23 protein-coding genes and 1 pseudogene are annotated in these 26,668 nt (G+C 72.1%); 12 read left to right on the top strand and 12 right to left on the bottom strand.

Going from position 1 to position 26,668, the window contains the following annotated elements:
- Positions 1-95 precede the first annotated feature (95 nt).
- Positions 96-512, bottom strand: a complete 417-nt coding sequence (locus AAFF41_RS09625) for a Fur family transcriptional regulator (RefSeq protein WP_319751451.1) — start codon at positions 510-512, stop codon at positions 96-98.
- A gap of 379 nt (positions 513-891) precedes the next feature.
- Between AAFF41_RS09625 and katG the strand changes: the two genes are divergently transcribed.
- Positions 892-3,108 carry a catalase/peroxidase HPI gene (gene katG / locus AAFF41_RS09620; protein ID WP_343323839.1) on the top strand — a complete coding sequence of 739 codons (2,217 nt, stop codon included), beginning with the start codon at positions 892-894 and terminating at the stop codon, positions 3,106-3,108.
- A gap of 126 nt (positions 3,109-3,234) precedes the next feature.
- Positions 3,235-4,083: an alpha/beta fold hydrolase gene (locus tag AAFF41_RS09615; RefSeq protein ID WP_343323838.1), complete on the top strand. Its 849-nt coding sequence runs from the start codon at positions 3,235-3,237 to the stop codon at positions 4,081-4,083.
- Positions 4,084-4,125: 42 nt separating this feature from the next.
- On the opposite strand, the gene AAFF41_RS09610 is transcribed toward AAFF41_RS09615, so the two are convergent.
- Together AAFF41_RS09610 and AAFF41_RS09605 are read right to left on the bottom strand one after the other, a co-directional pair.
- Positions 4,126-4,566, bottom strand: a complete 441-nt coding sequence (locus AAFF41_RS09610; protein ID WP_319751345.1) for a GNAT family N-acetyltransferase — start codon at positions 4,564-4,566, stop codon at positions 4,126-4,128.
- Between the two features lie 74 nt (positions 4,567-4,640).
- Positions 4,641-5,048: a CoA-binding protein gene (locus tag AAFF41_RS09605; protein WP_319751344.1), complete on the bottom strand. Its 408-nt coding sequence runs from the start codon at positions 5,046-5,048 to the stop codon at positions 4,641-4,643.
- A 289-nt stretch (positions 5,049-5,337) separates the two neighbouring features.
- Between AAFF41_RS09605 and AAFF41_RS09600 the strand changes: the two genes are divergently transcribed.
- Together AAFF41_RS09600 and AAFF41_RS09595 are read left to right on the top strand one after the other, a co-directional pair.
- The gene (locus tag AAFF41_RS09600; RefSeq protein ID WP_319751343.1) at positions 5,338-6,003 is read left to right on the top strand and encodes an SDR family NAD(P)-dependent oxidoreductase; all 666 of its coding nucleotides are present in this window, start codon (positions 5,338-5,340) and stop codon (positions 6,001-6,003) included.
- Positions 6,004-6,087: 84 nt separating this feature from the next.
- Positions 6,088-6,606, top strand: a complete 519-nt coding sequence (locus tag AAFF41_RS09595; RefSeq protein ID WP_343323837.1) for a MarR family winged helix-turn-helix transcriptional regulator — start codon at positions 6,088-6,090, stop codon at positions 6,604-6,606.
- A 213-nt stretch (positions 6,607-6,819) separates the two neighbouring features.
- Here AAFF41_RS09595 and AAFF41_RS51535 read toward each other — a convergent pair whose 3' ends face one another.
- Both AAFF41_RS51535 and AAFF41_RS09580 read right to left on the bottom strand, forming a co-directional pair.
- On the bottom strand, positions 6,820-7,290 hold the full coding sequence (locus AAFF41_RS51535; RefSeq protein WP_425526239.1) for an acyl-CoA dehydrogenase family protein: 471 nt from the start codon (positions 7,288-7,290) through the stop codon (positions 6,820-6,822).
- Positions 7,291-7,345: 55 nt separating this feature from the next.
- Positions 7,346-7,471, bottom strand: a pseudogene (locus tag AAFF41_RS09580) (DNA-binding response regulator); the annotation flags it as partial.
- 262 nt (positions 7,472-7,733) lie between these two features.
- Between AAFF41_RS09580 and AAFF41_RS09575 the strand changes: the two are divergent.
- Together AAFF41_RS09575 and AAFF41_RS09570 are read left to right on the top strand one after the other, a co-directional pair.
- Entirely contained in the window at positions 7,734-8,414 is a 681-nt protein-coding gene (locus AAFF41_RS09575; protein WP_319751341.1) for a hypothetical protein, read from the top strand.
- The gene (locus AAFF41_RS09570) at positions 8,411-8,956 is read left to right on the top strand and encodes a SixA phosphatase family protein (RefSeq protein ID WP_319751339.1); all 546 of its coding nucleotides are present in this window, start codon (positions 8,411-8,413) and stop codon (positions 8,954-8,956) included. The genes AAFF41_RS09575 and AAFF41_RS09570 overlap by 4 nt, the downstream gene beginning before the upstream one ends.
- A gap of 10 nt (positions 8,957-8,966) precedes the next feature.
- Here the strand turns inward: AAFF41_RS09570 and AAFF41_RS09565 are convergent, their stop codons facing one another.
- Positions 8,967-10,958 carry an APC family permease gene (locus tag AAFF41_RS09565; protein WP_266645459.1) on the bottom strand — a complete coding sequence of 664 codons (1,992 nt, stop codon included), beginning with the start codon at positions 10,956-10,958 and terminating at the stop codon, positions 8,967-8,969.
- Positions 10,959-11,612: 654 nt separating this feature from the next.
- Between AAFF41_RS09565 and AAFF41_RS09560 the strand changes: the two genes are divergently transcribed.
- The 3 genes from AAFF41_RS09560 (at position 11,613) to AAFF41_RS09550 (ending at position 16,524) form a co-directional block, all read left to right on the top strand.
- Complete coding sequence (locus AAFF41_RS09560; protein ID WP_319750726.1) at positions 11,613-12,239, top strand: YigZ family protein; 627 nt, start codon at positions 11,613-11,615, stop codon at positions 12,237-12,239.
- 69 nt (positions 12,240-12,308) lie between these two features.
- Entirely contained in the window at positions 12,309-13,472 is a 1,164-nt protein-coding gene (locus AAFF41_RS09555; protein ID WP_319750725.1) for an exonuclease SbcCD subunit D, read from the top strand.
- Positions 13,473-13,521: 49 nt separating this feature from the next.
- On the top strand, positions 13,522-16,524 hold the full coding sequence (locus tag AAFF41_RS09550; RefSeq protein ID WP_319750724.1) for an SMC family ATPase: 3,003 nt from the start codon (positions 13,522-13,524) through the stop codon (positions 16,522-16,524).
- A 20-nt stretch (positions 16,525-16,544) separates the two neighbouring features.
- On the opposite strand, the gene AAFF41_RS09545 is transcribed toward AAFF41_RS09550, so the two are convergent.
- The gene (locus tag AAFF41_RS09545) at positions 16,545-16,991 is read right to left on the bottom strand and encodes an Lrp/AsnC family transcriptional regulator (RefSeq protein WP_054229027.1); all 447 of its coding nucleotides are present in this window, start codon (positions 16,989-16,991) and stop codon (positions 16,545-16,547) included.
- A gap of 162 nt (positions 16,992-17,153) precedes the next feature.
- Here AAFF41_RS09545 and AAFF41_RS09540 point away from each other — a divergent pair, with 162 nt between their 5' ends.
- Positions 17,154-17,660 carry a rhodanese-like domain-containing protein gene (locus tag AAFF41_RS09540; RefSeq protein ID WP_319750723.1) on the top strand — a complete coding sequence of 169 codons (507 nt, stop codon included), beginning with the start codon at positions 17,154-17,156 and terminating at the stop codon, positions 17,658-17,660.
- Between the two features lie 6 nt (positions 17,661-17,666).
- Here AAFF41_RS09540 and AAFF41_RS09535 read toward each other — a convergent pair whose 3' ends face one another.
- A complete protein-coding gene (locus tag AAFF41_RS09535; RefSeq protein WP_343326274.1) occupies positions 17,667-18,536 on the bottom strand; it encodes a LysR family transcriptional regulator in 870 nt (289 codons plus the stop codon).
- A gap of 147 nt (positions 18,537-18,683) precedes the next feature.
- On the opposite strand from AAFF41_RS09535, the gene AAFF41_RS09530 reads away from it, so the two are divergent.
- Positions 18,684-19,607 (top strand): MBL fold metallo-hydrolase, encoded by a 924-nt coding sequence (locus AAFF41_RS09530; RefSeq protein ID WP_319750722.1) that lies wholly within the window; start codon positions 18,684-18,686, stop codon positions 19,605-19,607.
- Positions 19,608-19,726: 119 nt separating this feature from the next.
- Here AAFF41_RS09530 and AAFF41_RS09525 read toward each other — a convergent pair whose 3' ends face one another.
- Together AAFF41_RS09525 and AAFF41_RS09520 are read right to left on the bottom strand one after the other, a co-directional pair.
- A complete protein-coding gene (locus tag AAFF41_RS09525) occupies positions 19,727-21,418 on the bottom strand; it encodes a DUF885 domain-containing protein (RefSeq protein WP_319750721.1) in 1,692 nt (563 codons plus the stop codon).
- A gap of 63 nt (positions 21,419-21,481) precedes the next feature.
- Positions 21,482-22,006 carry an Lrp/AsnC family transcriptional regulator gene (locus AAFF41_RS09520; RefSeq protein WP_319750720.1) on the bottom strand — a complete coding sequence of 175 codons (525 nt, stop codon included), beginning with the start codon at positions 22,004-22,006 and terminating at the stop codon, positions 21,482-21,484.
- A gap of 60 nt (positions 22,007-22,066) precedes the next feature.
- Here AAFF41_RS09520 and AAFF41_RS09515 point away from each other — a divergent pair, with 60 nt between their 5' ends.
- On the top strand, positions 22,067-23,299 hold the full coding sequence (locus tag AAFF41_RS09515) for a trans-sulfuration enzyme family protein (RefSeq protein WP_388403573.1): 1,233 nt from the start codon (positions 22,067-22,069) through the stop codon (positions 23,297-23,299).
- Positions 23,300-23,347: 48 nt separating this feature from the next.
- Here AAFF41_RS09515 and AAFF41_RS09510 read toward each other — a convergent pair whose 3' ends face one another.
- Both AAFF41_RS09510 and AAFF41_RS09505 read right to left on the bottom strand, forming a co-directional pair.
- Positions 23,348-24,766: a GNAT family N-acetyltransferase gene (locus tag AAFF41_RS09510; protein WP_319750719.1), complete on the bottom strand. Its 1,419-nt coding sequence runs from the start codon at positions 24,764-24,766 to the stop codon at positions 23,348-23,350.
- A gap of 224 nt (positions 24,767-24,990) precedes the next feature.
- Positions 24,991-26,589, bottom strand: a complete 1,599-nt coding sequence (locus AAFF41_RS09505; protein WP_319750718.1) for an alkaline phosphatase D family protein — start codon at positions 26,587-26,589, stop codon at positions 24,991-24,993.
- Positions 26,590-26,668 lie beyond the last annotated feature (79 nt).

The raw sequence follows: 26,668 nt of genomic DNA, 5'->3' as shown, positions 1-26,668 counted from the left end.
ACGGTGTGAGCCGGAGTGAAGGCGACGGGACGGGGGATCGGGCCTCGACGCGGTTCGCTCAAGGGCCGGTCGGTGCGCGGTGGCTGAAAATCGTCCTATGCGCGGCCACAGTCGGGGCACAGGCCCCGGTAGGTCACCTCGACATCGGAGACGGTGAAGCCGAACCGCTCGGAGGCGGGCAGATCGGACAAGGGGTCGCCCTTGGGGTGGACGTCCCGGACGGCGCCGCAGCCCGAGCACACCAGGTGCTGGTGGGGGTGGTGGGCGTTCGGGTCATAGCGCTTGGCGCGGCCGTCGGTGGCCACCTCGATCACCTCGCCGAGCGAAACGAGCTCGCCGAGGGTGTTGTAGACGGTCGCGCGGGAGATCTCCGGCAACCGGACGGTGGCGCGTGCGAGCACCTCGTCCGCGGTGAGGTGTACGTGCTCGCCGTCGAGTACCTCGGCGACCACCCGGCGCTGGGCGGTCATCCGCCAGCCGCGTCCGCGAAGTCGTTCGAGCAGGTCACTCATGCTCACCAGCCTCATCATGCATCGTCCGACGAATGAATCCGTACGGGTCTGGTTCTCGTATTGACTTGGACTGAGTCCATCGTAGGATCGGTTCCGGCGACAGCCAAGGGACCGGACAACAGCAGGGAAAGGCACGTGACGTTCAGAAGACGGGTGGAGCTCGCCCACTTCAGTCGCGAGCGCATCCCGGAGCCGGGCGGCCCGACCCGGTTCGAGCGACGCGTCGGCGACTGCCACCACTACGTCATGCGCCGGTCGTACGGTGTCGTCGACGACGTCCCCAGGGGTCGGTGCCCCGGCTGTTTCGACTGTTTCGACCGACTGTTCCACCGCCCGCAGTTCCTGAGCACAGTGATCCGCCCCGTCCGGAAGGATTCCCATGTCCGAGAACCATGATGCAATCGTCACCGATGCGAAGTCGGAGGGCGCAGGCGGCTGCCCCGTCGCGCACGGGCGTGCCGCGCATCCGACCCAGGGCGGCGGAAACCGCCAGTGGTGGCCGGAGCGGCTCAACCTGAAGATCCTGGCCAAGAACCCCGCCGTGGCGAACCCGCTCGGTGAGGAGTTCGACTACGCCGCGGCGTTCAAGACCCTCGACCTGGCGGCCGTGAAGCGGGACATCGCCGAGGTGCTGACCACCTCGCAGGACTGGTGGCCGGCCGACTTCGGCAACTACGGCCCGTTCATGATCCGGATGGCCTGGCACAGCGCGGGCACCTACCGCATCAGCGACGGCCGCGGCGGCGCCGGCGCCGGCCAGCAGCGCTTCGCCCCCCTCAACAGCTGGCCCGACAACGGCAACCTCGACAAGGCCCGCCGTCTGCTGTGGCCGGTCAAGAAGAAGTACGGCCAGAGCCTCTCCTGGGCCGACCTCATGATCCTCACCGGCAACGTCGCCCTGGAGCAGATGGGCTTCGAGACCTTCGGCTTCGCCGGCGGCCGTGCGGACGTCTGGGAGTCCGAGGAGGACGTGTACTGGGGCCCCGAGACCACCTGGCTCGACGACCAGCGCTACACCGGTGACCGCGAGCTGGAGAGCCCGCTCGGCGCGGTCCAGATGGGCCTCATCTACGTCAACCCCGAGGGCCCCAACGGCAACCCGGACCCGATCGCCGCGGCCCGCGACATCCGTGAGACGTTCCGCCGCATGGCGATGAACGACGAGGAGACGGTCGCCCTCATCGCGGGCGGTCACACCTTCGGCAAGACCCACGGCGCGGGCCCGGCGGAGAGCGTCGGCGCCGACCCCGAGGCCGCCCCGATCGAGGCACAGGGCCTGGGCTGGAAGAGCACGTACGGCACCGGCAAGGGCGCGGACGCCATCACCTCCGGCCTGGAGGTCACCTGGACCACCACGCCCACCCAGTGGAGCAACGGCTTCTTCGACAACCTCTTCGGCTACGAGTGGGAGCTGACCCAGAGCCCCGCCGGCGCCAACCAGTGGGTGGCGAAGGACGCCGAGGCGACCGTCCCCGACGCGCACGACCCGTCGAAGAAGCGTCTGCCCACGATGCTCACCACCGACCTCTCGCTGCGCGTCGACCCGATCTACGAGCCGATCTCCCGCCGCTTCCACGAGAACCCCGCGGAGTTCGCGGACGCCTTCGCCCGCGCCTGGTACAAACTGACCCACCGTGACATGGGCCCGAAGTCGCTCTACCTCGGCCCGGAGGTCCCGGAGGAGACCCTGCTGTGGCAGGACCCGCTGCCGGAGGCGGAGGGCGAGGCCATCGGCGCCGACGACGTCACCGCCCTCAAGGCGAAGATCCTCGACTCGGGTCTGACCGTCCCGCAGCTGGTCTCCACCGCCTGGGCGTCGGCCTCGACGTTCCGCGGCAGCGACAAGCGCGGCGGCGCCAACGGCGCGCGCATCCGCCTGGAGCCGCAGCGCGGCTGGGAGGCCAACGACCCCGACCAGCTCGCGGCGGTGCTGCGCACGCTGGAGGGCATCCAGCGGGAGTTCAACACCGGTGCCAAGAAGGTCTCCCTGGCCGACCTGATCGTGCTCGGCGGCAGCGCCGCGGTCGAGAAGGCCGCCAAGGACGCCGGTCACGACGTCGAGGTGCCCTTCACCCCGGGCCGCGTCGACGCGACGGAGCAGCACACCGACGTGGAGTCCTTCGCCGCGCTGGAGCCGACCGCCGACGGGTTCCGCAACTACCTCGGCAAGGGCAACCGCCTCCCGGCCGAGTACCTGCTGCTGGACCGCGCGAACCTGCTGACCCTGAGCGCTCCCGAGCTGACGGTCCTCGTCGGTGGCCTGCGCGTCCTGGGCGCCAACCACCAGCAGTCGGCCCACGGTGTCCTCACCGCGACCCCCGGAACGCTGACCAACGACTTCTTCGTCAACCTGCTCGACCTGGGCACGACGTGGACGCCGACGTCCGAGGACGCGACCACCTTCGAGGCTCGCGACGACGCCACGGGCGAGATCAAGTGGACCGGCACCCGTGCCGACCTCGTCTTCGGCTCGAACTCCGAGCTGCGCGCGCTCGCCGAGGTCTACGCGGGCGACGACGCCAAGGCGAAGTTCGTGAAGGACTTCGTCGCGGCGTGGGACAAGGTCATGAACCTCGACCGGTTCGACCTCGTCTGATCATCCACGCCAGGACGTCCAGGTCGGCCCGTACGGCCGGCCTGGACGTCCTTCGGTCCGGGGACCTCCCTCAGCGCCGCGTAAAAACGCTTGCCCCGAGCGTCCCGTCGTCATGAGGATGACGGAATGCCGATCTTCTCCGCCCCCGACGGGACCGAACTGGCCTACCACGTCACGGGCCGGGGGGAGCCGCTGCTCTGTCTGCCCGGTGGGCCCATGCGTGCCTCCGCCTATCTCGGCGATCTCGGCGGGCTGTCGCGGCATCGTCGACTGTTCCTGCTGGATCTGCGGGGGACCGGTGACTCCGCCGTCCCGGCCGACCCGGCGACGTACCGCTGCGACCGGCAGGTGGGCGACGTCGAGGCCTTCCGGGCGCACCTCGGGCTGGAGCGGGTGGATCTCCTCGCCCACTCGGCGGCCGGTGACCTCGCGCTCCTCTACGCGGCCCGGTATCCGGACCGCGTCCGCACCCTCACCTCGGTCACCGGGCGCGCCCGGGCCCTCGGTGTCGACTTCACCGAGGAGCACCGCCGGGAGGCGGCCGCGCGGCGCGCGGCCGAGCCGTGGTTCGCGGCGGCGCACGACGCCTACGAACGGATCTGGGCCGGCTCGGCGGCCGATGCCGACTGGGACTCGGCCGCCCCGTTCTTCTACGGCCGCTGGGACGCGGTCGCGCAGGCGCACGCCGAGACCGAGGTCGAACAGACCAACGAGGAGGCCGCGGACCTGTACGCGTCCACCGGTGCCTTCGAACCCGCCGTGGCCCGCGCCGCCGTCGCCACGCTGGACGCCCGGGTCCTGCTGCTCGCGGGCGAACTCGACAGTGGCCCACTGCCGCGCGTGGCCGCCGCCGTGGCGGAGCTGTTCCCCGAGGGGGAGCTGATCGTCCAGCCGGGGGCCGGCCACCACCCGTGGCTCGACGACCCCCGGCGCTTCACGGAAACGGTGACGGCGTTCCTCGACCGGGCGCGGTGACCGGACGCGGTGACCGGACGCGATGACCGGGGCCGGCCGGGCTCAGGCCAGCCGCAGGTCGACCCACTCGGCCGTTTCGCCCGGCAGCACATACCGCTCGATCTCGACGAACCCGCGCTGCACGGCGAACCGCAGCCCGTCCTCGTTGGACGCCAGGACGACCGTCTCGATCACGTCCGCGCCCAGCGCCCGCGCCTGCTTCAGCCCGCGCTCGTAGAGCTCCTCACCGAACCCCTGCCGACGGTGTCCGGACAGGACCCGGGCGATCACCGTGGCCGTCGAGCCGCCGTCCTTGGGCGGACGCACGGTCGAGCAGCCCACCAGGACGTCGCCGAGGTACACGACCTCCAGGTGGTTGCGCCCGGACCGCTCACGGACCTCGTCGAGCGACATGGCGGCGGGTGGCACGATGACATTGTGGACGTACTGCCAGTCCTTGAGACCGGCCTCGTCGTCCGCCTGCTGAAAGGTGAGTGTGGACACCGGAGCAGCAAACCGATCCCCACCACCGGCCGTCAACCAGGTTTGCCCGAACCGGCTTGCCGTGCGGACGCCGCTCAGCCGAGGCGCGGGATCTCGATGGCGGGGCAGCGGTCCATGACCATGTCGAGTCCGGCGGCGCGGGTACGGCCGTACGCGCCCTCGTCGACGACTCCGAGCTGGAACCAGACGGCCTTGGCACCGACGGCGGCGGCTTCGTCGGCCACGGTCCCCGCGAGGTCGCTGTTGACGAAGACGTCGACGACATCGACGTCGAACGGGATCGCGTCCAGCGACGGGTAGCCCTTCTCGCCGTGAACGGTCTCCGCCTTCGGGTGCACGGGGACGATCCGCTTGCCGTAACGCTGGAGAACGTCGGCGACTCCGTACGCCGCGCGCCGCTCGTTGGACGAGAGGCCCACGATCGCCCAGGTGTCGCCGAGTTCGGTGAGGATCTTGCGGATCGTTGCCGGGTCGCCGTACACGGTCGGCCTCCTGGGTCTGGTGTCAAGGACTGTCACGGGCCCGCGCGACCTGTCATGCGCGCTCAGCCGCAGAACAGCATGAGGCACACGGTGATTCCCCGCGGCGTGGGGGCCGTCCGCCACGCGACGTCCGTCGTCGGCGGGCCGGGGTCACCCCGGCGCAGGTGGCACTCGCGTGGCTGATCGCGCAGGGGCGGTACGTCGTCGCGCCGTGAACGACGAGCAGCGGAGGCCCACTGGGGGCATGCTGCCCCTCGTAGGCTGCTCCCCCGAGGCCCCAAGGAAGACCATGACCACCATCGCCATCATCGGAGCCGGACCCGGCCTCGGAGTCGCCGTCGCACGGCGGTTCGGCCGCGAGGGGTTCGACGTCGCCCTCATCACCCACACCACGGAGCGGGCGCAGACCCTCTCCGCCGAGCTGGCGGGCGAGGGCCTGACGGTGCGGGGTTTCGCGGCCGACGTACGCGACCCGAAGGCCCTCGAAGCGGCGCTGGACGCGGCGACCGCGACGCTGGGGCCCATCGAGGTCATGCAGTACAGCCCGGTCCCGCAACGGGAGTTCATGCGGCCGGTCCTGGAAACCACCCCCGCCGACCTCGTGGGCCCGATCGAGTTCTCGGTGTACGGCCCCGTCGCCGCCGTGCACCAGGTGCTGCCCGGCATGCGTGCCCTCGGCCGCGGCACCATCCTCTTCGTCAACGGCGGCACCGCCGCGGTACCCCACCCCGACCGGGCCGGCACCTCCCTCGCCTTCGCCGCCGAGAGCGCCTACGGACACCTGTTGCACGGCGCGCTCGCCGACGAGGGCATCCACGTCGCGCAACTCGTCATCCCCGGCGCGATCAGCCCCGGACACCCCAGGAAGGACCCCGCCGTGCTCGCGGAGACCATCTGGAACATCCACCAGGACCGGCACGGCTACCGGCACTTCGCCGACGACCTCGACTCCTGAGGGGCGGGGCCCGAGCAGCCCGCACGACGTTCCGGCCCCACTCGATATTGCTTAACTTATGCAAGTAGAGGTTAGAGTCGTCCCATGTCGACACCACCGCCCACAGGAGCCGATCCCGCGTTGACGGACGTGGCCGAGATCGAGCGTGCGCTCACCCGTATCTCGTATCTGACCAGCAGGGTTCGTCAGCATGAGCGCCTCATGGCGATGGCCGGGCTGCCGCTGGACCGGGCCGCCGTGGCGCTGCTGCGGCAGGTCGCCGACTCCGGCTCGCTGCGGCCCAGTGAGCTGGCGAATCTGCTGTCCGTCGAGGCGTCCCACGTGACCCGGCAGGTGCAGCAGCTGGAGAAGACCGGCTATCTGACGCGCGTCCCGGACCCGAACGACCGCCGGGCCCAGCGCATCGAGCTCACGCCGGCCGGCCGGGACGCGGTCGACCGCGTGCGGGAGGCGAGCTGCCGAGGCATGTCGGTGGCGTTGGCGGACTGGTCACCGCAAGACCTGGAGCAGCTCGCCACGCTGTGCCATCGGCTGGTCGACGACTTCTTCGAACACGCCGACGACGAGATCGACCTGACGCCCGAGGTTCCTCGCAAGGTCTGACGCCAGGGGTGCGGGCCTACAGGGGGGGCGTGCTCGACGGACGGACGCGCGGGCAGTTTCTGGCCACGACGCTCGTGCGGCCCTCGGGCCCGGGACCGGTTCCGCGCTCCTGGGTCCGACGTCTCGGCGCCGAGGCCCGCTCGAGCCTCGGCGCCGCCGGTCAGGGGTGCCTGCCGTACGACGATTCCCACCGCCCCGCAGGACCCCGTCCCGTCAGCGGTTCCTGGGCAACCCGAGGTGGCGCTCCGCGATCATCTCCCGGAGGATCTCGCTGGTCCCGCCGTAGATGGTGCCGACCACCGCCGCCCGGAAGCCCTGATCGGTGCGGGCCAGCACGAACACATGGCTGCACAGCTGGGCGGTGCTGGTGAACATCTTCTGGCCGTTGATGACCCACTCGTCGCCGTCCCGGACCGCGGTGGTCTTCGCCGCGGCGACGTCCGAGCCGGAGTCCGGCTCGCTGTACCCCAGGGCGATCAGCCTGTCGCCGCGGAGCGCGGCCGGGATGTACGCGCGCTTCTGCTCCTCGGTTCCCACGTGCTCGATGGTGCGCAGCACCATGGAGGTCATGGACCAGCCGTCGGAGGCGAGCCCCCTGCGGCCGAGTTCGTCGAACACGGCCCGTGCGAAGCCGGGATCGACCCCGCTCCCACCGTATTCGGGCGCCCAGTCGGCCGCGAGGATCCCGTCGCGCGCGAGCGTCGACTACGTGATGCAACGCAAGGCCTTCGGCGTGCTCATCGGCACGTTCCCGGCCGTCGGCGGCCTCGTCGACCACTTCCATGTCGGAGCAGGAGTCGATCAGGATGCGGAACGTCGCCCGCAGCAGGGCTTGGTCGTCGGCGAGCAGGACACGGATGGTCATGGGGATGAGGTCCACTTCCGGGCCGAAGGAGCGTGCGGAGGGGGGATCTCCGAGGTCGACGGGCTGTCGTCCGCCGGGATCAACCCTTTCGTCCCCCGGCCGCGCCCACGAGAGAGCGATCTCCCGAACCCCTGGTGCAGTGGGCTACACCCCCGGGGTGGAACCACCCACCTCCCGTACGCGGGACGGCCCGGGAAGCCCGCGTGTCCGGAATGGGTCCGACCTCCCTGCGCCGGGGCTCCCGCCCGCCTACGCTCGCTCCGTGCTGCGTATCACCGACGCCCGAACGGGCGAGCCCATCGATGCCGTCCCTGCCCGCCGGAGCCTGACCCGCGTCGAGGCGCACGTGGAGCGGGACGATCTGTCCGCCCTACGGGTGCTGCTGGTCGCCGACGTGCTCGCCAGGACCCTGGAACTCGGTGGGACCCCCGTCGTCACGGTGGCCGACCCGCCCCCGGAGCTCCGGGCGCGCGCCGACGCGCTCGGCATCCGCCGGGCCGAGGGCGACCGGAGCGGTGCGGGCCCGGCCCTGCACGTGCTCGCGCCCGACGCCACCAGCGTGGAGGGCATCCGCATCGAGGTCGCCCCGGTGCTCGGCACGGCCGACCCGGCGCTGCTGAGGATGGTCCTGCTCGCGGCCCCGCGCCGGCAGCCCGTCGACCTCGCCACCGCCGACCTCGACGGCGCCCGCGAGACGCTCGCGCGCTGGCGCAAGTCCGTCGCGACCTGGGCCACCCGGCCGTCCAAGCCCGTCCCCGAGCGCGTACGCCAGGAACTGCGCGCCGCGTGGGAGGACGACCTCGACGTACCCGCCGTCCTCGAGGTGCTTCGGCGCGTCGAGCACGCGGACGACGTGCCGGACGGCGCCCGATTCGAGACGTACGCCTACGCGGACCGTCTCCTCGGGCTCGAACTCACGCGTGACATCGGGGCGCAGCGGTGATCGCACGCGCCGGAGCGGGCCCGCTGCGCAGACTCGTCGTCCTGCGGCACGCGAAGTCGGCGTGGCCCACGGGTGTCGCCGACCACGAGCGGCCCCTCGCCCCGCGCGGCCGCCGCGACGCCCCGGCCGCCGGACGCGCCCTCGCCGAGTCGGACTGTCTGCCGGACCTCGCCCTGTGCTCCACCGCCGTACGCGCCCGCCAGACCTGGGAGTTGGCGTCTCGGCAGTGGGGCACCCCGCCGCCCGTACGGTTCGAGCGGCGGCTGTACGGCGCCGGGGTACCGGAGTTGCTTGCGGCCCTGCACGAAGTCCCGGACCAGATCAGGACGTTGCTGCTGATCGGGCACAACCCCGGGTTGGAGGAACTCGTGCTCGAACTGGCTGGGGACAGCCTCGACGACGCGCTGGACGACGTACGGACGAAGTTCCCGACCTCCGCCACGGCGGTCCTCGCCTGGCACGGGGACTCCTGGGACGCGCTCGCCCCGGGCACGGCGCTGCTGACGGGCATGACCGTGCCGCGGGGCAAGAAGAAGGGCTGAGGAGGAAGAGCTAGCCCACGTGGATCCGGGGCCTGCGCTCGGGGTCCGGCTCGGCGCGGCGGAGCACTTCGCGGGTGACCGGGGCGACCTCGCCGTCGCCGAAGACGAGGAAGCGGACCAGGTGGCTGAGGGGGTTGCCCTCGGTCCAGTTGAAGTAGGCGTGCGGGACCTGGCCGGTGCGGTCGCGCAGCCGCATCATGACGGCCGCGATGGTGTTGGGCACGGTCGCGCCCTCGACGCGCAGCCTGCGCACCCCGTGCTTCTCGTCGCCGTGCACGGTCAGGTCGGCGGTGAAGTCCGAGGAGTCGGTCACGAACACCTCCAGGAACAGCACGGGACGGCCGTCCGGGATGTGTGTCTGCTCGCGCTGGCTGTACTCCTTGGCGCGGTACTCCCGGGTGCTGTGCTCGTGCGGCTCGTTCGCGATCAGCCGCAGCGGTCCGCTCGCCGCGGCCTCGTCGACGAAACGGGCCGCGGCCTCGTCGAACGTGACCTCGGCGGCGCGCAGTTCGAAGGCCCGGCGTACCCGGGAGGCGAACGAGGTGATCAGGATCGCCAGGATGAAGATCAGCGCGATCTTGATGCCGTCGGGGCGTTCGATGACGTTGGTGACCAGGGTGTAGCCGAAGACGGCGGTGATCGCGCCGAAGCCGATCGCGGCGGCGCGGTGGCCCCGCTGGTGCACGGCGACCGCCGAGGCGAAGGACGCCGAGAGCATCAGGACCAGCACACCGGTCGCGTACGCGCCGCTCTGGTCGTCGACGTTCGCGTTGAACCACAGCGTGATGAGGACCGCGGCCGCCATGAAGACGAGCACGAGGGGGCGGACGGCGCGCGTCCACTCGGGGGCCATGCCGTAGCGCGGCAGATAGCGCGGGACGAGGTTGAGGAGACCGGCGAGCGCGGAGGCACCGGCGAACCAGAGGATCGCGATGGTCGAGAGGTCGTAGACCGTGCCGAACGCCTCGCCCAGGTGCTGGTGGGCCAGGTAGGCGAGGGCACGGCCGTTCGCCGCGCCGCCGCTCTTGAACTCGTCCTGCGGGATCAGGATCGTCGTCGCCAGGCTGGACAGCAGCAGGAAGCAGCTCATGATCACGGCGGCCGTGGTGAGCAGCCTGCGGGTCTCGCGGATCCGGCCCGTCGGCTTCTCGTACGTGTCCGTCGGGTCGCCCTCGACCTGCGGCATCACCGCCACGCCCGTCTCGAAGCCGGACATGCCGAGCGCCAGCTTCGGAAAGACGAGGAGCGCCACGCCGATCATGGCGAGCGGCGAGGAGTGTTCGGCCGTCATCGCGTCGGTCCAGTCGCCGATCTTGACCGGGTGGCTGAGCACCTGCCAGGCGGAGACGGCCAGAACGACGACGTTGAGGGTGAGATAGGTGGCCACGAGCGCCACCGCGATCCCGATGGCCTCCTTGAAGCCCTTCAGGAAGACCGCGCCCAGCGCGGCTATGAGGAGGAGGGTGATCCAGGTGTTCCCGCCGTGCATCCAGTGCGGAGCGAAAGGATTCTCCACGACGTGTGCGGAGGCGTCCGCTCCGGACAGGGTGATCGTGATCAGGAAGTCGGTGGCCGCGAAGCCGAGCAGCACGAGGACGAAGATCTTCCCGGCCCACCAGGGCAGCAGCCGCTCCAGCATCGCGATCGAACCCTCGCCGTGGGGGCTCTCCTTGGCGACGCGACGGTAGACCGGCAGTGCGCCGAGCAGGGTGAGCCCGATCAGGACGAGGGTCGCGAGCGGGGAGAGCAGTCCGGCGGCGAGGGCCGCGATACCCGGCTGGTAGCCCAGCGTGGAGAAGTAGTCGACGCCGGTGAGGCACATCACCCGCCACCACTTGTGGCCCTGGTGCTCGGCGTCCGGGGTGGCGTGCGGGCCGGGGTGCTTGGCGGACTGCTCGCTGAGTCCCTCCAGAAGCCACGCCCGCCAGCGCGGTGCGGCTGTGGAGGGTTCCCGTTCGAGGGGCTCGGCGGAGTCCGAACTGTCCACCTGGGTGCCGGTCATGCTGCGATCTCCCTGCGATCGGTCGGGCCGGCGATCCGGCTTCGGGCAACGAGGAGCGAGTATCCACCACCCCGCCCCGCGCGCCCGAGCCGGGTCCGCACGTCCGGAGGGACCCCGCCGAGCGCGGGGCGGCGACAGGGGTCGGCCGCGGGGTGACGACGAGGGTTGGCCGCGAGGCGACCGGGGCCGTCGTGCTGTCGCCGGGGCGATGGCGCGGGGCTCGGGGCGCCTCCGCGGGGGTCCTTGGGCGCGGGGGGCCGTGGTGCCCACGCCGGAGGCGATCATGGGCGGACCCGCCGCCGCGGTCGGGCGCGGTGCGCGGCGGAGTCGGTGGCCGTGAGTCGGCCCGTCGCTGCCGGCGCCCAGCGGGCTATCTCGGGCCGTCGGGCGCGCGGCCGCCGAGGCCGCCTGCGTCGGGAGGGGCCCGCGCCGGGAGGGGTCCGCGCCGGGGCGGGCCCTGCCGGGGCGGGCCCTGCCGGGACGCGCCCCGTCGAGGCCGCCTGCGCCGAGGACGCCTGCGCCGGGTCGCGCGTGCCGCGACCGCCGCGCGGACGATCCGCGCTCTCTCGCCGCGCCGACGAGATCTCCGGGTCGTACGCGCGCCTGCGACCCGGGTCGTGCCGCACGCGCGCGGGAAGCGCATACGCTGGCGTGATGCAGGACGAGTACCGCACAGTGGCCCACGCGGGCGTGCACGAGACCGAGGTCAACCGCTCCCGCTTCCTGTGCGCCCTCGCCCCGGCGGCCACCGAGCAGGAGGCCCAGGAGTTCATCGCGGGCGTCCGCAAGGAGCACGCCGACGCCACGCACAACTGCTACGCGTACGTCATCGGAGCCGACGCCGCCGTCCAGAGGGCGAGCGACGACGGCGAACCCGGCGGCACCGCGGGCGTGCCCATGCTCCAGATGCTGCTGCGCCGCGACATGCGGTACGTCGTCGCCGTCGTCACCCGCTACTACGGCGGGGTCAAGCTCGGCGCGGGCGGACTGATCAGGGCGTACGGCGGCTCGGTCGGCGAGGCGCTCGACTCCCTCGGCACACTCACGCGCAAACGCTTCCGGCTGGCCACGGTCACGGTCGACCACCAGCGGGCCGGCAAGATACAGAACGACCTGCGGTCCACCGGGCGCGAGGTCCGTGACGTCCGGTACGGCGAGGCCGTCACGATCGAGATCGGGCTGCCGGACACCGACGTCGAGCCCTTCCGGGTGTGGCTCGCCGACGCGACGGCCGGGACGGCCGGGTTCGAACTGGGTGGAGAGGCGTACGGGGACGCATAGGCGGGCGGCGCGGACCGATACGGGAGTAGCCGCCCGTGATGTCCGACCCGCCCGTTAGTCTCGGGGATCATGAGGATTCTGCACACGTCCGACTGGCATCTCGGCCGGGCCTTCCACCGGGTGAACATGCTCGACGCCCAGGCCGGGTTCATCGGTCACCTCGTCGCGACCGTGCGCGAGTACGACGTCGACGCGGTGGTCGTGTCCGGGGACGTGTACGACCGGGCGGTGCCGCCGCTGGCCGCCGTCGAGCTCTTCGACGACGCGCTGCACCGGCTCGCCGACCTCGCAGTACCCACGGTGATGATCTCCGGGAACCACGACTCGGCGCGCCGGCTCGGCGTCGGCGCCGGGCTCATCGGCCGCGCGGGCATCCATCTGCGGACCGAGCCCTCCGCGTGCGGCACGCCGGTGCTGCTCGCCGACGACCACGGCGACGTGGCCTTCTACGGACTGCCCTATCTCGAACCGGCCCTGGTCAGAACCGAGTTCGGTGTCGAGAAGGCGGGGCACGAGGCCGTCCTCGCCGCCGCCATGGACCGGGTGCGCGCCGACCTCGCCACGCGCGCGCCGGGCACCCGCTCCGTGGTCCTCGCCCACGCCTTCGTCACCGGCGGGGCGGCCAGCGACAGCGAGCGGGACATCACCGTGGGCGGGGTGGCCGCCGTACCCGCCGGGGTCTTCGACGGCGTCGACTACACCGCGCTGGGCCATCTGCACGGCAGCCAGACCATCACCGAGCGCGTGCGCTACTCCGGCTCCCCGCTGCCGTACTCCTTCTCGGAGGTCGACCACCGCAAGAGCATGTGGCTGGTGGACCTGGGGCCGGAGGGCTTCGTGGGCGCGGAGCGCGTCGACTGTCCCGTTCCCCGGAAGCTCGCCCGTGTCCGGGGGCACCTGGAAGACCTGCTCGCCGATCCGCGGCTGGCGCGCCACGAGGAGGCGTGGGTCGAGGCGACCCTCACCGACCCGGTCCGCCCCACCGAGCCCATGGCCCGGTTGACCGAGCGTTTCCCGCACACGCTCAGCCTCGTCTTCGAACCGGAGCGGGCCCCCGAGGACCCGGACGTCTCCTACGCCCGGCGGCTCGCGGGCCGCAGCGAGCAGGAGATCGCGGAGGACTTCGTGGCCCATGTGCGCGGCGCGGGTCCCGACGCCGATGAACAGGCCGTCCTGAGGGACGCGTTCGACGACGTCCACGCCGACGAGGCCGTTCGGGAGGTTGCCCGATGACGCCACGAACGCACGACGCGCGAGACGCGCTGGACCCGAAGGAGGCCCGATGAGGCTGCACCGCCTGGACATCACGGCCTTCGGGCCGTTCGGCGGCACCCAGAGCGTCGATTTCGACGAGCTGTCGGCCGCGGGGCTCTTCCTGCTGCACGGCCCGACGGGCGCGGGCAAGACGTCCGTCCTCGACGCCGTCTGCTACGCGCTGTACGGGGCGGTCCCGGGCGCCCGCCAGAGCGGCCAGGGCCTGACCCTGCGCAGCGACCACGCGGCACCCACGACGCGCACCGAGATCACTCTCGAACTCACCGTCGCGGGGCGCCGGTTGGAGGTCACCCGGCAGCCGCCCTGGGCCCGCCCCAAGAAGCGCGGCACGGGCACGACCACCGAAAAGGCGCAGAGCTGGCTGCGCGAGTACGAGGCGTCGGCGGCCACCTGGAAGGACCTCAGCCGATCCCACCAGGAGATCGGCGAGGAGATCACCCAACTGCTCGGCATGAGCCGTGAGCAGTTCTGCCAGGTCGTGCTGCTGCCCCAGGGCGACTTCGCCCGCTTCCTGCGGGCCGACGCCGAGGCCCGCGGCAAGCTGCTCGGCCGGCTCTTCGACACCCACCGCTTCGCCGAGGTCGAGAAGCGGCTCGCCGAGCGGCGCCGCGCCACGGAGGCCGAAGTACGCGAGGGTGACGCCGCGTTGCTCGCCGACGCGCACCGTATGCAGCAGGCCGCCGGGGACATCGTCGAGGTGCCGCCGCCCGCTCTCGCGCCCGGTGAGCCCGGCCTCGCCGACGCCGTCCTGACCTGGGCCGCGGTGGCCCGCAGTACGGCCCGCGAGCGGCTGACCCTCGCGCGCACCGCGCGTACGGCGGCCGAGTCCGCACAGGCCGCCGCCGACCGCGTACTCGGCGACGTACGCGAAGTGGCCCGGCTGCAGCGCAGGTTCACCGAGGCGCGGGAGCGCGCCGTGCGACTGGAGGAGCGCGCCGACGCCCATCGGGAGGCACGGGCGCGGATGGAGCGGGCGCGCAAGGCCGAGACGGTCGCCCCCGCGCTCGATCTGCGTGACACCGCCGAGGCCGAACACCGCAGCGCGGCCACGGCCGAGGCACGCGCGCGTCTCGCCCTGCCGGACACCTACGCCGGAGCCGGTGCGTCCGGGCTCGCGGCGGCGGCGCGCAAGGCGGCCGAGGAGCTCGGCGGACTGGAGTCGGCCCGCAGGGCGGAGCTCCGGCTCGGCGAACTCACCCGGGAGCGCGCCTCCCTGGACCGTCAGGAGCGCGAGGACGAGGACGTCCGCCAGGACGCCGAGAGCTGGCTCGCCACCTGGGAGGCGACCCGCGCGGAGCTCCAGGCGCGCGTCGAGTCCGCGCAGGAGGCCACCACACGCGCGGAACAGTTCGCCGAGCGGCGCGATCCCGCCCAGGCGCGGCTCAGGGCCGCCCGGCAGCGCGACCAGTTCGCCCGGGACACGGACGCCGCCCACGCCCGGGCGCTCGCCGCCCGTGAACGCGCGACGGACGCCCGGGTCCACTGGCTCGATCTGAAGGAACAGCGTCTTCAGGGCATCGCCGCGGAACTCGCCGCCGGTCTCGTCGACGGCGAGCCCTGCGCCGTGTGCGGCAGCTCCGCGCACCCCGCACCCGCGCGCAAGGACGCCGGACACGTCGACCGGGAGGCCGAGGAGCGCGCCCTCGCCGCGTACCAGCGCGCCGACGAACAGGCCACCGAGGACGAGCGCGGGCTCGGCCTCGTACGCGAGGCGCTGGCGGCCGCGACCGCCGAGGCGGGTGACACGCCGACCGGGCAACTCGCCGAGCAGGCCGAGGAGTTGGAGCTGCGGTACGCCGAGGCGCGGGCTGCGGGATCCGGGCTGCACGCCGCGCGGGAGCGGCTCGCGCAGGCGGGACTCGAGCACGAGCGGCGGGTCGCGGCCCAGCAGGAGATCGCGCTGCGATCCGCCGCCCGGGTCTCCCACCGTGACCGGAACGACGACGAAAGGGCCTCCCTGGAGGAGGAGTTGGCGCAGGCGCGGGGCGCCGCCGAGAGCGTCGCCGCGCGCGCCGCGCAGCTGGAGCGGCGGGCCGCCCTGCTCGCGGAGGCCGCCGAGGCCGTGCGCGTGGCCGAGGACACCGCGCAGCGTCTGAAGGACGCCGACGCCCGCCTGTCCGACGCGGCCTTCCGTGCCGGTTTCGACACCCCTCAGGCCGCGGCCGCCGCGCTCCTCGACAGCGCGGCCCACCGGGACCTCCAACGACGCCTCGACGCATGGCAGTTGGAGGACGGTGCGGTGCGCGCCGTGCTCGCCGAGGCCGACACGGCGGCCGCCGCCGAGCGGCCGGCCGCCGACCTTGCCGCCGCTGAACGGGCAGCCGAGTCCGCCGCCCGACGGCTGCGGGAGACCGCCTCCGCCCAGGACGAGGCCGCCCGACGCTGCACGGAACTGGACCGGCTGTCGACGCGCGCGGGCACGTCCGTACGCCGGCTCGCGCCGCTGCGTGAGGAGTTCGACCGGGTGGCACGCCTGGCCGGGCTGGCCGCGGGCACCTCGGCGGAGAACGAGCGCAGGATGCGCCTGGAGTCGTACGTCCTCGCCGCCCGCCTGGAACAGGTGGCCGCCGCCGCGACCGTACGACTTCAGCGCATGTCCTCCGGGCGCTACACCCTCGTCCACTCCGACGACCGCGCCGGCCGTGGCCGCAGCGGGCTCGGACTGCATGTCGTGGACGCCTGGACCGGCCGGGAGCGCGACACGGCGACACTCTCCGGGGGCGAGACGTTCTTCGCGTCGCTCGCGCTGGCCCTCGGTCTCGCGGACGTCGTCACGGACGAGGCCGGCGGGGTGCGGCTGGACACGCTGTTCATCGACGAGGGTTTCGGCAGCCTCGACGACCAGACCCTGGACGAGGTCCTCGACGTGCTCGACTCCCTGCGGGAGCGTGATCGCAGCGTGGGCATCGTCAGCCATGTCGCCGACCTGCGGCGGCGCATCCACGCCCAGCTTGAGGTCGTGAAGGGCAGGACGGGATCGGTCGTACGGCAGCGGGGCGTCCAGGACTGAGTCGGCGGATCGCCGGGGGATCAGTGACCCAGGGGGCGCCGGGGGAGCGGTGAGGAGTACACGACACTCGTGGTCACCGAGCCCAGGGTGCCGATCCGGCCGGAGATCTTCTCCAGATGGTTCATCGAGCGCGCCGCGACCTTGATGACGAAGCAGTCGTCGCCCGTGACGTGGTGCGCCTCCAGGATCTCGGGCGTCGCCTCGACGAGATCGTGGAACGGCTTGTAGTTGCCGTTCGGATAGCGCAGCCGGACGAAGGCCAGGATCGGCAGACCGAGGCTCTCCGGGTCGACGACGGCCGCGTACCCCTGGATGACGCCCGCCTCCTCCAGGCGGCGCACCCGCTCGGTGACCGCGCTCGCGGACATCGAGACGGCACGGGCCAGCTCCGCGAAGCTGGCCCTGCCCTCGCGCTGGAGGACGTCGAGGATACGCCAGTCGGTGGCGTCCGGGGAATACGCGGTCATGAGCGATGGATAGCAGGGAAAACCCCGGCCGATCAAGAGCGATGCCGTGGATCCCCACTTCAGGAAGAGGATCACCGGCCGTAGATTCCTGGCCATGAGATCCCCGTGGGGCCGGTGCCGCGAAGGTGCCGGTCAGCCGGGGCAGGGAGGGAAGGCCGGACCATGACTGTGACCGCCGACACCACTGTGACCAGCGCCGCGACCAGGACGAACCCCGTGCTGCGGGTCGCCCCGGCGTCCCCGGCCGAGGCCGTCGCCCACTTCGGCGCGAGCCTCGCCTTCCACGCCGATGTCTCCGACGTCGCCTCCGCGCTCGCGGCGGGTGGCGACCCCGGCTTCGTGGTCCTCGACTCCCGCTCCACCGCGGCCTGGGACCAGGGGCACGTGCCCGGTGCGATCCATCTGCCCACCGCGCTCATCCCCGAGCAGGCGGAGCAGCTCCTCGACAGGTCGGTGCCCGTCGTCACCTACTGCTGGGGACCCGGCTGCAACGGCGCGACCCGTGCCGCCCTCGCCCTCGCCGAACTCGGCTTCCCCGTCAAGGAGATGCTCGGGGGCTTCGAGTACTGGGTGCGCGAAGGCTTCGCGTACGAGACCTGGGAGGGAGACGAGCGGCGCGCGGCGGACCCGCTGACGGCTCCGGTGGACGCGGCGGACTGTGGCTGCTGACCGCTCCTAGGAGCGTGTGAGGGTCGTCGCGAGGCTGACGAACGAGCGGATGAGCGGGGTGGTGTGGGCGCTGTTCCACGCGATGACCAGGTCACTGGGCGGCGCATCCGCCAAGGGGATCACCGTGAGGCCCTCGGGCAGGGCCTGGGAGTGCGCGAGGGGCATCAGTCCGACGGTGTCGTTCCACAGGACCGACTGGAGGCATTCGTGGGCGGTGCGGATGACGGGACCGTCATGGCGCCCGTCGGCGCCGGGCGGGCCCGTCCAGAAGGCCTGCCACACCGGGTCCGTGCCCTCCGGAAACCGGAACCAGCGGCGGTCGGCGAGTTCGTCCAGGCGCAGCCGGTCGCGGTCGGTCAGCGGGTCGTCGGCGCGCAGGACCACACCGATCGGGTCCGACCGCAGCACGCGGGTGCTGATGCCGGTGCCGTCGAACGGCGCCCGCGTCAGGGCCACGTCGACGAGGCCGGCCCGCAGTCCGATGGTCGGGTCGGTCAGGTCGGCCTCGCGGATCCGGATGCGCACGGCGGGGTGTTGGTGCCGGTAGGCGACGGCCAGCCGGGTGCCGACCTGCTCGGCGCTGTCGGCGAGGGTGCCGATGGTCAGGGAGGCTGTGCCGGCCGCGGCGGCCACCCGGGCCCGGGCCTGGTCGGCCCGCGCCAGCAGGGTGCACGCCTCGTCGTGGAGGAGGGCTCCGGCCGGGGTGAGGGTGACGCCCGTGGGTGAGCGGCGCAGCAGTTCGCAGCCGAGGTCGGTCTCCAGCTGCTTGACGGCCCGGCTCAGCGGGGGCTGGGTCATGTGCAGTCGCGCGGCGGCCCGGCCGAAGTGGAGTTCTTCGGCGACCGCCACGAAGTAGCGCAGGGTCCGCAGCTCCATCATCGCTCCATCGCCGTCCCGAGCCGCTCTCTCGACTTCGCTCAACTGCGACGATACCCGTGCGGTATCGGGGCTGCGAGATCGGTGTTGGACGCCGCGGACGTCCCGCGCTGGACTGGTGGCTCAGCGCAACACCGAGGAGTCGCAGTGTCTGAGGAAGCGGTGACGACGGATCCCGTCGTGCACGTCGAGGGTGCTCAGGAGCTGGCCCGTGACCTGGTGGTCATCCCCGACCGGCGGGTGCAGCTCGTGCCCAACATCGGCGTGATCGGCGGTCATGGTGCCGTGCTCGTCGTCGAGACCGGCATGGGCCCGAGCAACGCCGAAAAGGTGCTGGAGTTCGCGGCCGACTATGCCGAGGGACGTCGGATCTACCTGACGACGACGCATTTTCACCCGGAGCACGCCTTCGGGGCGCAGGTCTTCGCCGGGGAAGCGACGTTCCTGCTCAACCGGGACCAGGCCGAGGACCTGAAGGTGAAGGGGCCGGGTTACCTGGAGATGTTCAAGGGGCTCGGCGAGCCGGTCGAGCGCCGGCTCCAGGGCGTCGAACCGGCGCGGCCCGATGTCGTCTACGACCAGGCGTACGACCTGGACCTGGGCGGGCGGGTGGTGCAGCTGCGGGCCACCGGCCGGGCCCACAGCAGGGGCGACCAGGTGGTCAGGGTGCCGGACGCGGACGTCCTGTTCACGGGAGACCTCGTGGAAGCCGGGCAGTTCGCCATCTTCCCCTGGTTCCCGCCGTACGACACCGACGTGTCCGGAACCCGCTGGATCGCGGTGATGGAGCGGCTGGCGGCGGAGGCTCCCCGGATCGTGGTGCCCGGCCACGGCGAGGTCGGCGGTGCGCGGCTGCTGGCAGACGTGCGCGACTACCTGCGGCTGCTGCGGGACGAGACGTGGGCCCGCCGCGACTCCGCCGTGGACGAGCGGACGATCGTCGAGGAGGTCTCGGCGCTGATGCTCGAACGGCACCCGGAGTGGGTCGGCCGGGAGTGGATCGAGAAGGGCGTCGGCTGCCTGTGCTCCGAGCATGCCGAGCACACCGAACACGCCGAGCACGCCCGGTAGTTCCGGTACTCCCCGTACTTGATACCCCGCGTGCCTGATACCCCGCGTACACGCGACGTACCGGATACGCGACGGCCGGGCTCAGTCGTCACGGTGAGCCCGGCCGTCGTCGGAGTCCGTCAGAGCCGGGACAGTTCGTCCACCAGGTCGTCCAGGCCCAGCGAACCCTGGGACAGGGCCGCCATGTGCCAGGCCTTGGCGTCGAAGGCTGCGCCGTGCCGCTTCTTCGCGTTCTCGCGGCCCAGCAGCCAGGCCCGCTCACCGAGCTTGTAGCCGATGGCCTGACCCGGGATGGAGAGGTAGCGGGTGAGTTCGCTCTCCACGAAGTCGGCCGGACGGCTGCTGTGCGCGCCGAAGAACTCCTGCGCCAGCTCCGGGGTCCAGCGCTCGCCCGGGTGGAAGGGGGAGTCCGCCGGAATCTCCAGTTCGAGGTGCATGCCGATGTCGACGATGACCCGGGCCGCGCGCATCATCTGCGCGTCCAGGTAGCCGAGCCGCTGCTCCGCGTCCTCCAGGAAGCCGAGCTCGTCCATCAGCCGCTCCGCGTACAGCGCCCAGCCCTCGGCGTTGGCGCTGACGAGACCGACGGTGGCCTGGTAGCGCGAGAGGTCGTCGACCACGTACACCCACTGGGCGAGCTGGAGGTGATGGCCCGGGACGCCCTCGTGGTACCAGGTCGAGACGAGGTCGTACACGGGAAAGCGGGTCTGCCCCATGGTGGGCAGCCAGGTGCGGCCGGGCCGCGAGAAGTCCGCGGACGGCGCGGTGTAGTACGGGGCTGCCGCGCCGCCGGGCGGCGCGATGCGCGACTCCACCTTTCGTACGGGCTCGGCGAGTTCGAAGTGGGTGCCGTCCAGGGCGTCGATCGCCCGGTCCATCACTCCCTGGAGCCACGTCTGGACCTCGTCGACGCCCTCGATGTGCCTGCCGTGCTCGTCGAGGTGCGCGAGCGCCACCCAGGGGGTCTCGGCGCCCGGCAGGATCTTCTCGGCCTCGGACTTCATCTCCGCGAGGAGCCGGTGGTACTCGGACCAGCCGTACGCGTACGCCTCGTCGAGGTCGAGATCCGTACCGTTGAAGTAGCGCGCCCAGCGCGCGTACCGCTCGCGGCCCACCGTGTTCGGCGCGCCCTCGATCGTGGGCGCGTAGACGTCACGCATCCAGTCGCGCAGCTCCACCAGGGCCCGTGTGGCCGTCCGGGCGGCCGTGTCCAGCTCGTCCCGCAGGGCGTCGGGCCCCGCGGACACGAAGTCCTCGAACCAGCCACGGCCCTGCCCGTCCGGGTCCGACCACTCGGTGAGCTGCTCGATGAAGGTCGCGGTGGGGCGCGGGCCCGCGTACAGCTTGCGCTCCAGGCCGAGGGCGAGGGACTCGCGGTACCCCGTAAGGGCGGTCGGCACCGCGCGCAGTCGCTCGGCGATCGCGGCCCAGTCCTCGTCCGTCTCCGTGGGCGCGATGGTGAACACCTGGCGCACGGAGTGCGCGGCCGTCTGCATGTTGCCGACGGCCCGCAGGCCCTCGTCGGCGTCGTGGACGGCCAGTTCGGCGGTGAGCCGCTCACGCAGCAGCCGGGCGCAGCGGCGCTCGATGTCGCTGTCCGCCCCCGGCTGCCGCTCCGCCTCGTCGAGCCGGGCGAGCGTCGTCCGCGCCAGCGCCGCGACGGCCTCCTGCCCCGCGGGCGAGGTGTCGGGGAGCTTGTCGGCACTCTCCTTCACACCGAGGTAGGTACCGAGGACCGGATCGAGGGTGATGAGATCGTCGACATACGCGTCGGCGACCTCGCGGGGCAGCGGGCTCTTCGTCTCTGACATGCCGACATCCTCATACGAGGACGGGTGCCGCGTCAGCCCGGTCGACCGGGCATGGGGCGGCCATCAGCCTGATTTTGTCGGGGTCGGGGCCGGAAACGAGGAGGAGGGCGACGGCGGGGAGGGCGGGAGCAGTGGGCCGCAGTCCCACTGCTGGAAGATCAACCGGGTCTCCACCCGGGCCACCTCGCGCCGGGACGTGAACTCGTCGAGGACCAGCCGTTGCAGGTCGGCCATGTCCGCGACGGCGACCAGGACGAGGTAGTCGTCGGGCCCGGTGAGATGGAAGACGGTCCGGGACTCCGGCAGCGCCCTGATCCGCTCCACGAACGGCCCGACCAACTCGCGGCTGTGCGGTCTGACCTGCACGGACAGCAGGGCTTCCAGACCCCGCCCGAGCTTCGCCGGATCGAGGCGCAGCTGATGGCCGAGAATCACCCCCGCACGGCGCAGCCTCGTCACCCGGTCCAGGCAGGTCGAGGGCGCGACTCCGACCTGCGCGGCGAGATCGCGGTACGTCGTCCGTGCGTCGTTCTGGAGCAGCCGCAGCAGATGAAGATCCACCGGATCGAGTACGACAGATTCGGCCATGGCCCGAACGTAACACGGAGTGTGCGTCCGGGGTCCCGGCCGGTGTTCAGTCTGCTGTGCATGGAATCCGTGGTGCACGACGCATACGAAGCTCAGGACGGCTCCTGCGACACTCGGGGCGACTCCTATGACGGTCGGGACGACCTCTACGACGTGCAGGGCACCCGTGCCCTCGCGCCGCGCGCCCTCGCCACCGAGGCCGTGCACGCAGGGCGGGAGGACCTCGCCCGGCTGGGGCTGCACGCCGCGCCGATCGACCTGTCCACGACCTACCCCTCGTACGACAGCCGCGGCGAAGCCGCTCGCATCGACGCGTTCGCGGCCGACGGTGCCGAGCCGGAGGGCCCGCCCGTCTACGGGCGCCTCGGCAACCCGACCGTCGCCCGTTTCGAGACCGCCCTCGCCCGCCTCGAAGGAACCGAGAGCGCGGTCGCCTTCGCGAGCGGCATGGCCGCGCTGAGCGCCGTACTGCTCGTGCGCAACGCGCTCGGCCTGCGCCACGTCGTCGCCGTACGGCCCCTGTACGGCTGCAGCGACCACCTGCTCACCGCCGGGCTGCTGGGCTCCGAGGTCACCTGGGTCGACCCGGCGGGCATCGCGGACGCCCTGCGCCCCGACACCGGCCTCGTCATGGTCGAGTCCCCGGCCAATCCGACGCTCGCCGAACTCGACCTGCGCGCCGTCGCGCACGCCTGCGGGTCCGTTCCGCTGCTCGCCGACAACACCTTCGCCACACCCGTGCTGCAACGCCCCGCGGAGCAGGGGGCCCGTCTGGTCCTGCACAGCGCCACCAAGTACCTGGGCGGACACGGGGACGTCATGGCCGGAGTGGTGGCCTGCGACGAGGAGTTCGCCCGGGGGCTGCGCCAGGTGCGGTTCGCGACCGGGGGCGTGCTGCATCCGCTGGCCGGATATCTGCTGCTGCGCGGCCTGTCGACCCTGCCCGTACGGGTCCGGGCGGCGTCCGCCAACGCCGCCGAACTCGCCCGCCGGCTCGCCGCCGATCCGCGCGTCGACCGCGTCCACTATCCGCGGATCGGCGGTGCCATGATCGCCTTCGAGGTCCACGGCGACCCGCACGAGGTCATCGCCGGGGTCCGTCTGATCACCCCGGCGGTGAGCCTCGGCAGTGTCGACAGTCTGATCCAGCATCCGGCGTCCATCAGCCACCGCATCGTGGCCGCCGACGACCGCCGCGAGTCCGGGGTCGGTGACCGGCTGCTGCGCCTGTCGGTGGGGCTGGAGGACGTGGAGGACCTGTGGGCCGATCTGGACGGCGCGTTGGGGCGGTGACCGGGGAGAGGCCCCGGGCAAGGTGCCCGGGGCCTCCCGGTGTCCGTCCTACTTCTTCTGCCCCTGCTCCTGGTCGTACGGCAGTCGGGAGGTCACCGGAGTGGCGTCCAGGCGAGCCGTGATGACGAGGGTGCCCTCCTCGATCTGGTAGTCGAGGGGCAGGTCCAGGCCGCGCATGGCGGCGACCATGCCGGTGTTGGAGGCCTGCGTGACGGCGTAGACGCTCTCGCAGCCCGCCTCGACGGCCATCGTCACGAGCCGGCCGAGCAGTTCGGCGCCGATCCCGCGCCGCTGCCAGTCGTCCTCGACGAGCAGCGCGATCTCCGTCTCGTCGCCGTCCCAGAGGAGATGGCCGAGCCCGACGACGCGTCCCGAGGCCGTCTGCACGGCGAGGGTGCGTCCGAAGCGCGGGCTGAGCAGGTGGTTCAGATAGCGGTCCGCGTCACCGACCGGCCCGTGGTAGCGCATGCTCAACGTGCGCGGGGAGCAGCGCTCGTGCATCGCCTTCGCCGCGGCGACGTCGGAGACGTCGGCGCGACGCACGGTGATCGCGTTGCCCTCCGGAAGTGTCAGCATGTCCTGGTGGAGCGGGATGCGCGGACCCAGCCGCGCGTCCAGCTCCACCAACGCCCGCGCCCGAGCGAACTCGGTCGGCGTGAACGGCAGATACGGCCGTTCCACCGTGATCACCCCACCCTCCGGTGCGCGCAACCGCATCACCGTGTCTTCCAGCACTCCTTCGACCGGCGCACCCTCTTCCGCCCGACCCGACCCGGGGGAGCGGGCGGGCAGCGAACGAATGGTGCACCTACCGAGCAACTGCCGGAGGGCGAGCGGAAGTTCCGCGGCGTCCAAAGCCGTGCGCGTGGCGAGTCCCAGGACGCGTGTCGGAGCGTCCACCAGGTCGTGGGCGTCGGCCCGTTCGATCCAGGTCCCGGTGCCGCCCGCCTGCGAGACGGCGCGGGTGATCTCGGACGCGTTCAGTTCGACGGGCGCGCGCAGCAGGAACTCGTCGACCGTGCCCTCGGCGAGCGGGTGCGTCTGCAGGCTCAGGATGTCGACCCGCTGGTGGGCCAGGGCCATGCACAGCGCGGCCAGCGAACCGGGCTCGTCCTTCACCGTCGTCCGCATCCGCCACAGGACGGTCTCTCCGGTGATGGTCTCCGGCGCCGCCGTGGCCCGGTCGGCCCGCCCGGACCGTCGCCCCACGGCGAGGGTCCGGGCACCGGTATCGCCCGAGGGCGGGGCGTGACCGTGGCGGCGTGCCCACCATGTGTGGAATCCGGCCGTGGCCACCAGGACCACGGACGAGATCACCAGCAGGGCCGGGCCGTCGGGGCCGTGTCCGATCAGGTTGGCGACGGCGTCGGCGACCGCGACGGCCGTGAACAGCGCGGCGAGCTCGACCACGTCGCGTCGCCAGTGGTGGACGGGGCGTCCGTGCTTCGCCCGGGTCACATCAGACATGTCTGGAGTCATGCAACCACTGTGAAGGAATGGTGTTGCGTGATCACGAACGGTCTGTGACTGATCGGTAAAGTGTCGTTCTATCCTTTTTGCGGTTCTTTTTGCCCTTGTTTTGCCTGCCTCGGATCACCTGGCTTACGTGCCGGGTCACGAGAGCGGCCGCGCACCGGGGGATGACTCCGGTGCGCGGCCCGACCCTTCGAGGGTACGGGAGTTGGGCGCCGTTACTGACCCACACGCCCCGGCTGCAACACCTGTGTGAACAGCACCGTGCCGTCCAGGTCACGCAGCCGCACCGTCAGCTCCCCGCTGTCGCCGTCGATGTCGACCTCGCCGAAGAACTGGTAACCGTCCGCCGGCGAGACGTTGGCGGTGGCGGGAGCCTTGACGAAGACCCGGTCGGGGCCGAAGGTGCCGTCCAGGGCGTTCGCCTGGAAGGCACCCGCGTTGAGCGGTCCGGAGACGAACTCCCAGAACGGCTCGAAGTCCTTGAAAGCGGCCCGCGAGGGGTCGTAGTGCTGTGCCGAGGTGTGGTGGACGTCGGCCGTCAGCCACACGGTCCCGGTGATCCGCCGGTGCTTGATGAACCGCAGCAGCTCGGCGATCTGCAGCTCGCGGCCGAGCGGCGCGCCCGGGTCGCCCTGGGCGACGGCCTCGATGTTCGGCTTGCCCTCGACCGGGTCGGGCACGACCAGGCCGAGCGGCATGTCGGCGGCGATGACCTTCCACACCGCGCTCGACGCGGCCAGCTCGCGCTTGAGCCACTCCAGCTGTTCGCGGCCGAGGATGCCCTGCGGGTCGGTCGTCTGGTCGTCGGGCGAGTTGGCGTTCCGGTAGGTCCGCATGTCCAGGACGAACACGTCCAGGAGCGGGCCGTGGTGGACGGTCCGGTAGATCCGTCCGTCCGGGCGTCCGCTGACGGTGGAGATCGGGAAGTACTCCGAGAACGCACGCCGGGCACGGGCGGCCAGGTCGTCGAGTTTCGTGCCGGCCGGATAGGGGGTGCCGGACCCGATGACCTCGCCCGGGTACCAGTTGTTGCGGACCTCGTGGTCGTCCCACTGGATGATGTTCGCAACCCGGGCGTTGAACCGGCGCAGCGCCGAGTCCAGCAGGTTGTAGCGGAAGTTGCCCCGGTAGTCGGCCAGGGTGACCGCGACGTGCGACTTCTCCTCGCTGGTGATGCTTCGGTACAGGCTGCCGTCCGGAAGCGCCGCCGTGGCGGAGATCGGGCCGTCGGCGTAGATGTTGTCGCCGCTGCACAGGAAGAAGTCCGGGTCCACCTTCGCCATGGCGTCGAAGATCCGGTAACCGCCGATGGACTCGTTGATGCCCCAGCCCTGTCCGGCCAGGTCACCGGACCAGACGAACCGGACGCCGTGGCGCCGCTTCGCGGGCGGGGTACGGAAGGTGCCGGTCACCGGCTCGCCCGTACGGCGCGGATCGTCGGGGTCGGCCAGCAGCACGCGGTAGTGGATCTGCTCGCCGGAGGGCAGTCCGTGCAGCCGTGTCGTACCGGTGAAGTCGGAGTCCGCGCCGAGCAGCGGACCGTGCCATCTGCGCGGGTTGCGGAAGGACTCGGTCGCGGACGTCTCGACGATCATCCGGGCGGGGCGGTCCGAGCGGACCCACACCAGGCCGGAGTGCGCGCTCACGTCTCCGGCCTGGACACCCCACCCCGCCTCGGGCCGTCCGGACAGCGCGAACGCCGGGGCCGAGCCGAGTGCGGTGGGCAGGGCCAGGGCCGCGGAGGCGGCGAGGGATCCGCGCAGGACGCCGCGGCGACCGGGGAGGGGGAGAGGGCTTTGCGGGCGGTGTGACATGAATGCGCCTCCAGGGACGGAGTCGAAGGAGTCGGGCGATGTGCCCAGCCACAACTACGGGTGCGCCGCAGCGCACACG

The sequence above is a fragment of the Streptomyces mirabilis genome (genome assembly GCF_039503195.1).
Taxonomy (GTDB): domain Bacteria; phylum Actinomycetota; class Actinomycetes; order Streptomycetales; family Streptomycetaceae; genus Streptomyces; species Streptomyces mirabilis_D.
This window is presented reverse-complemented; position numbering and strand designations above follow the sequence as displayed.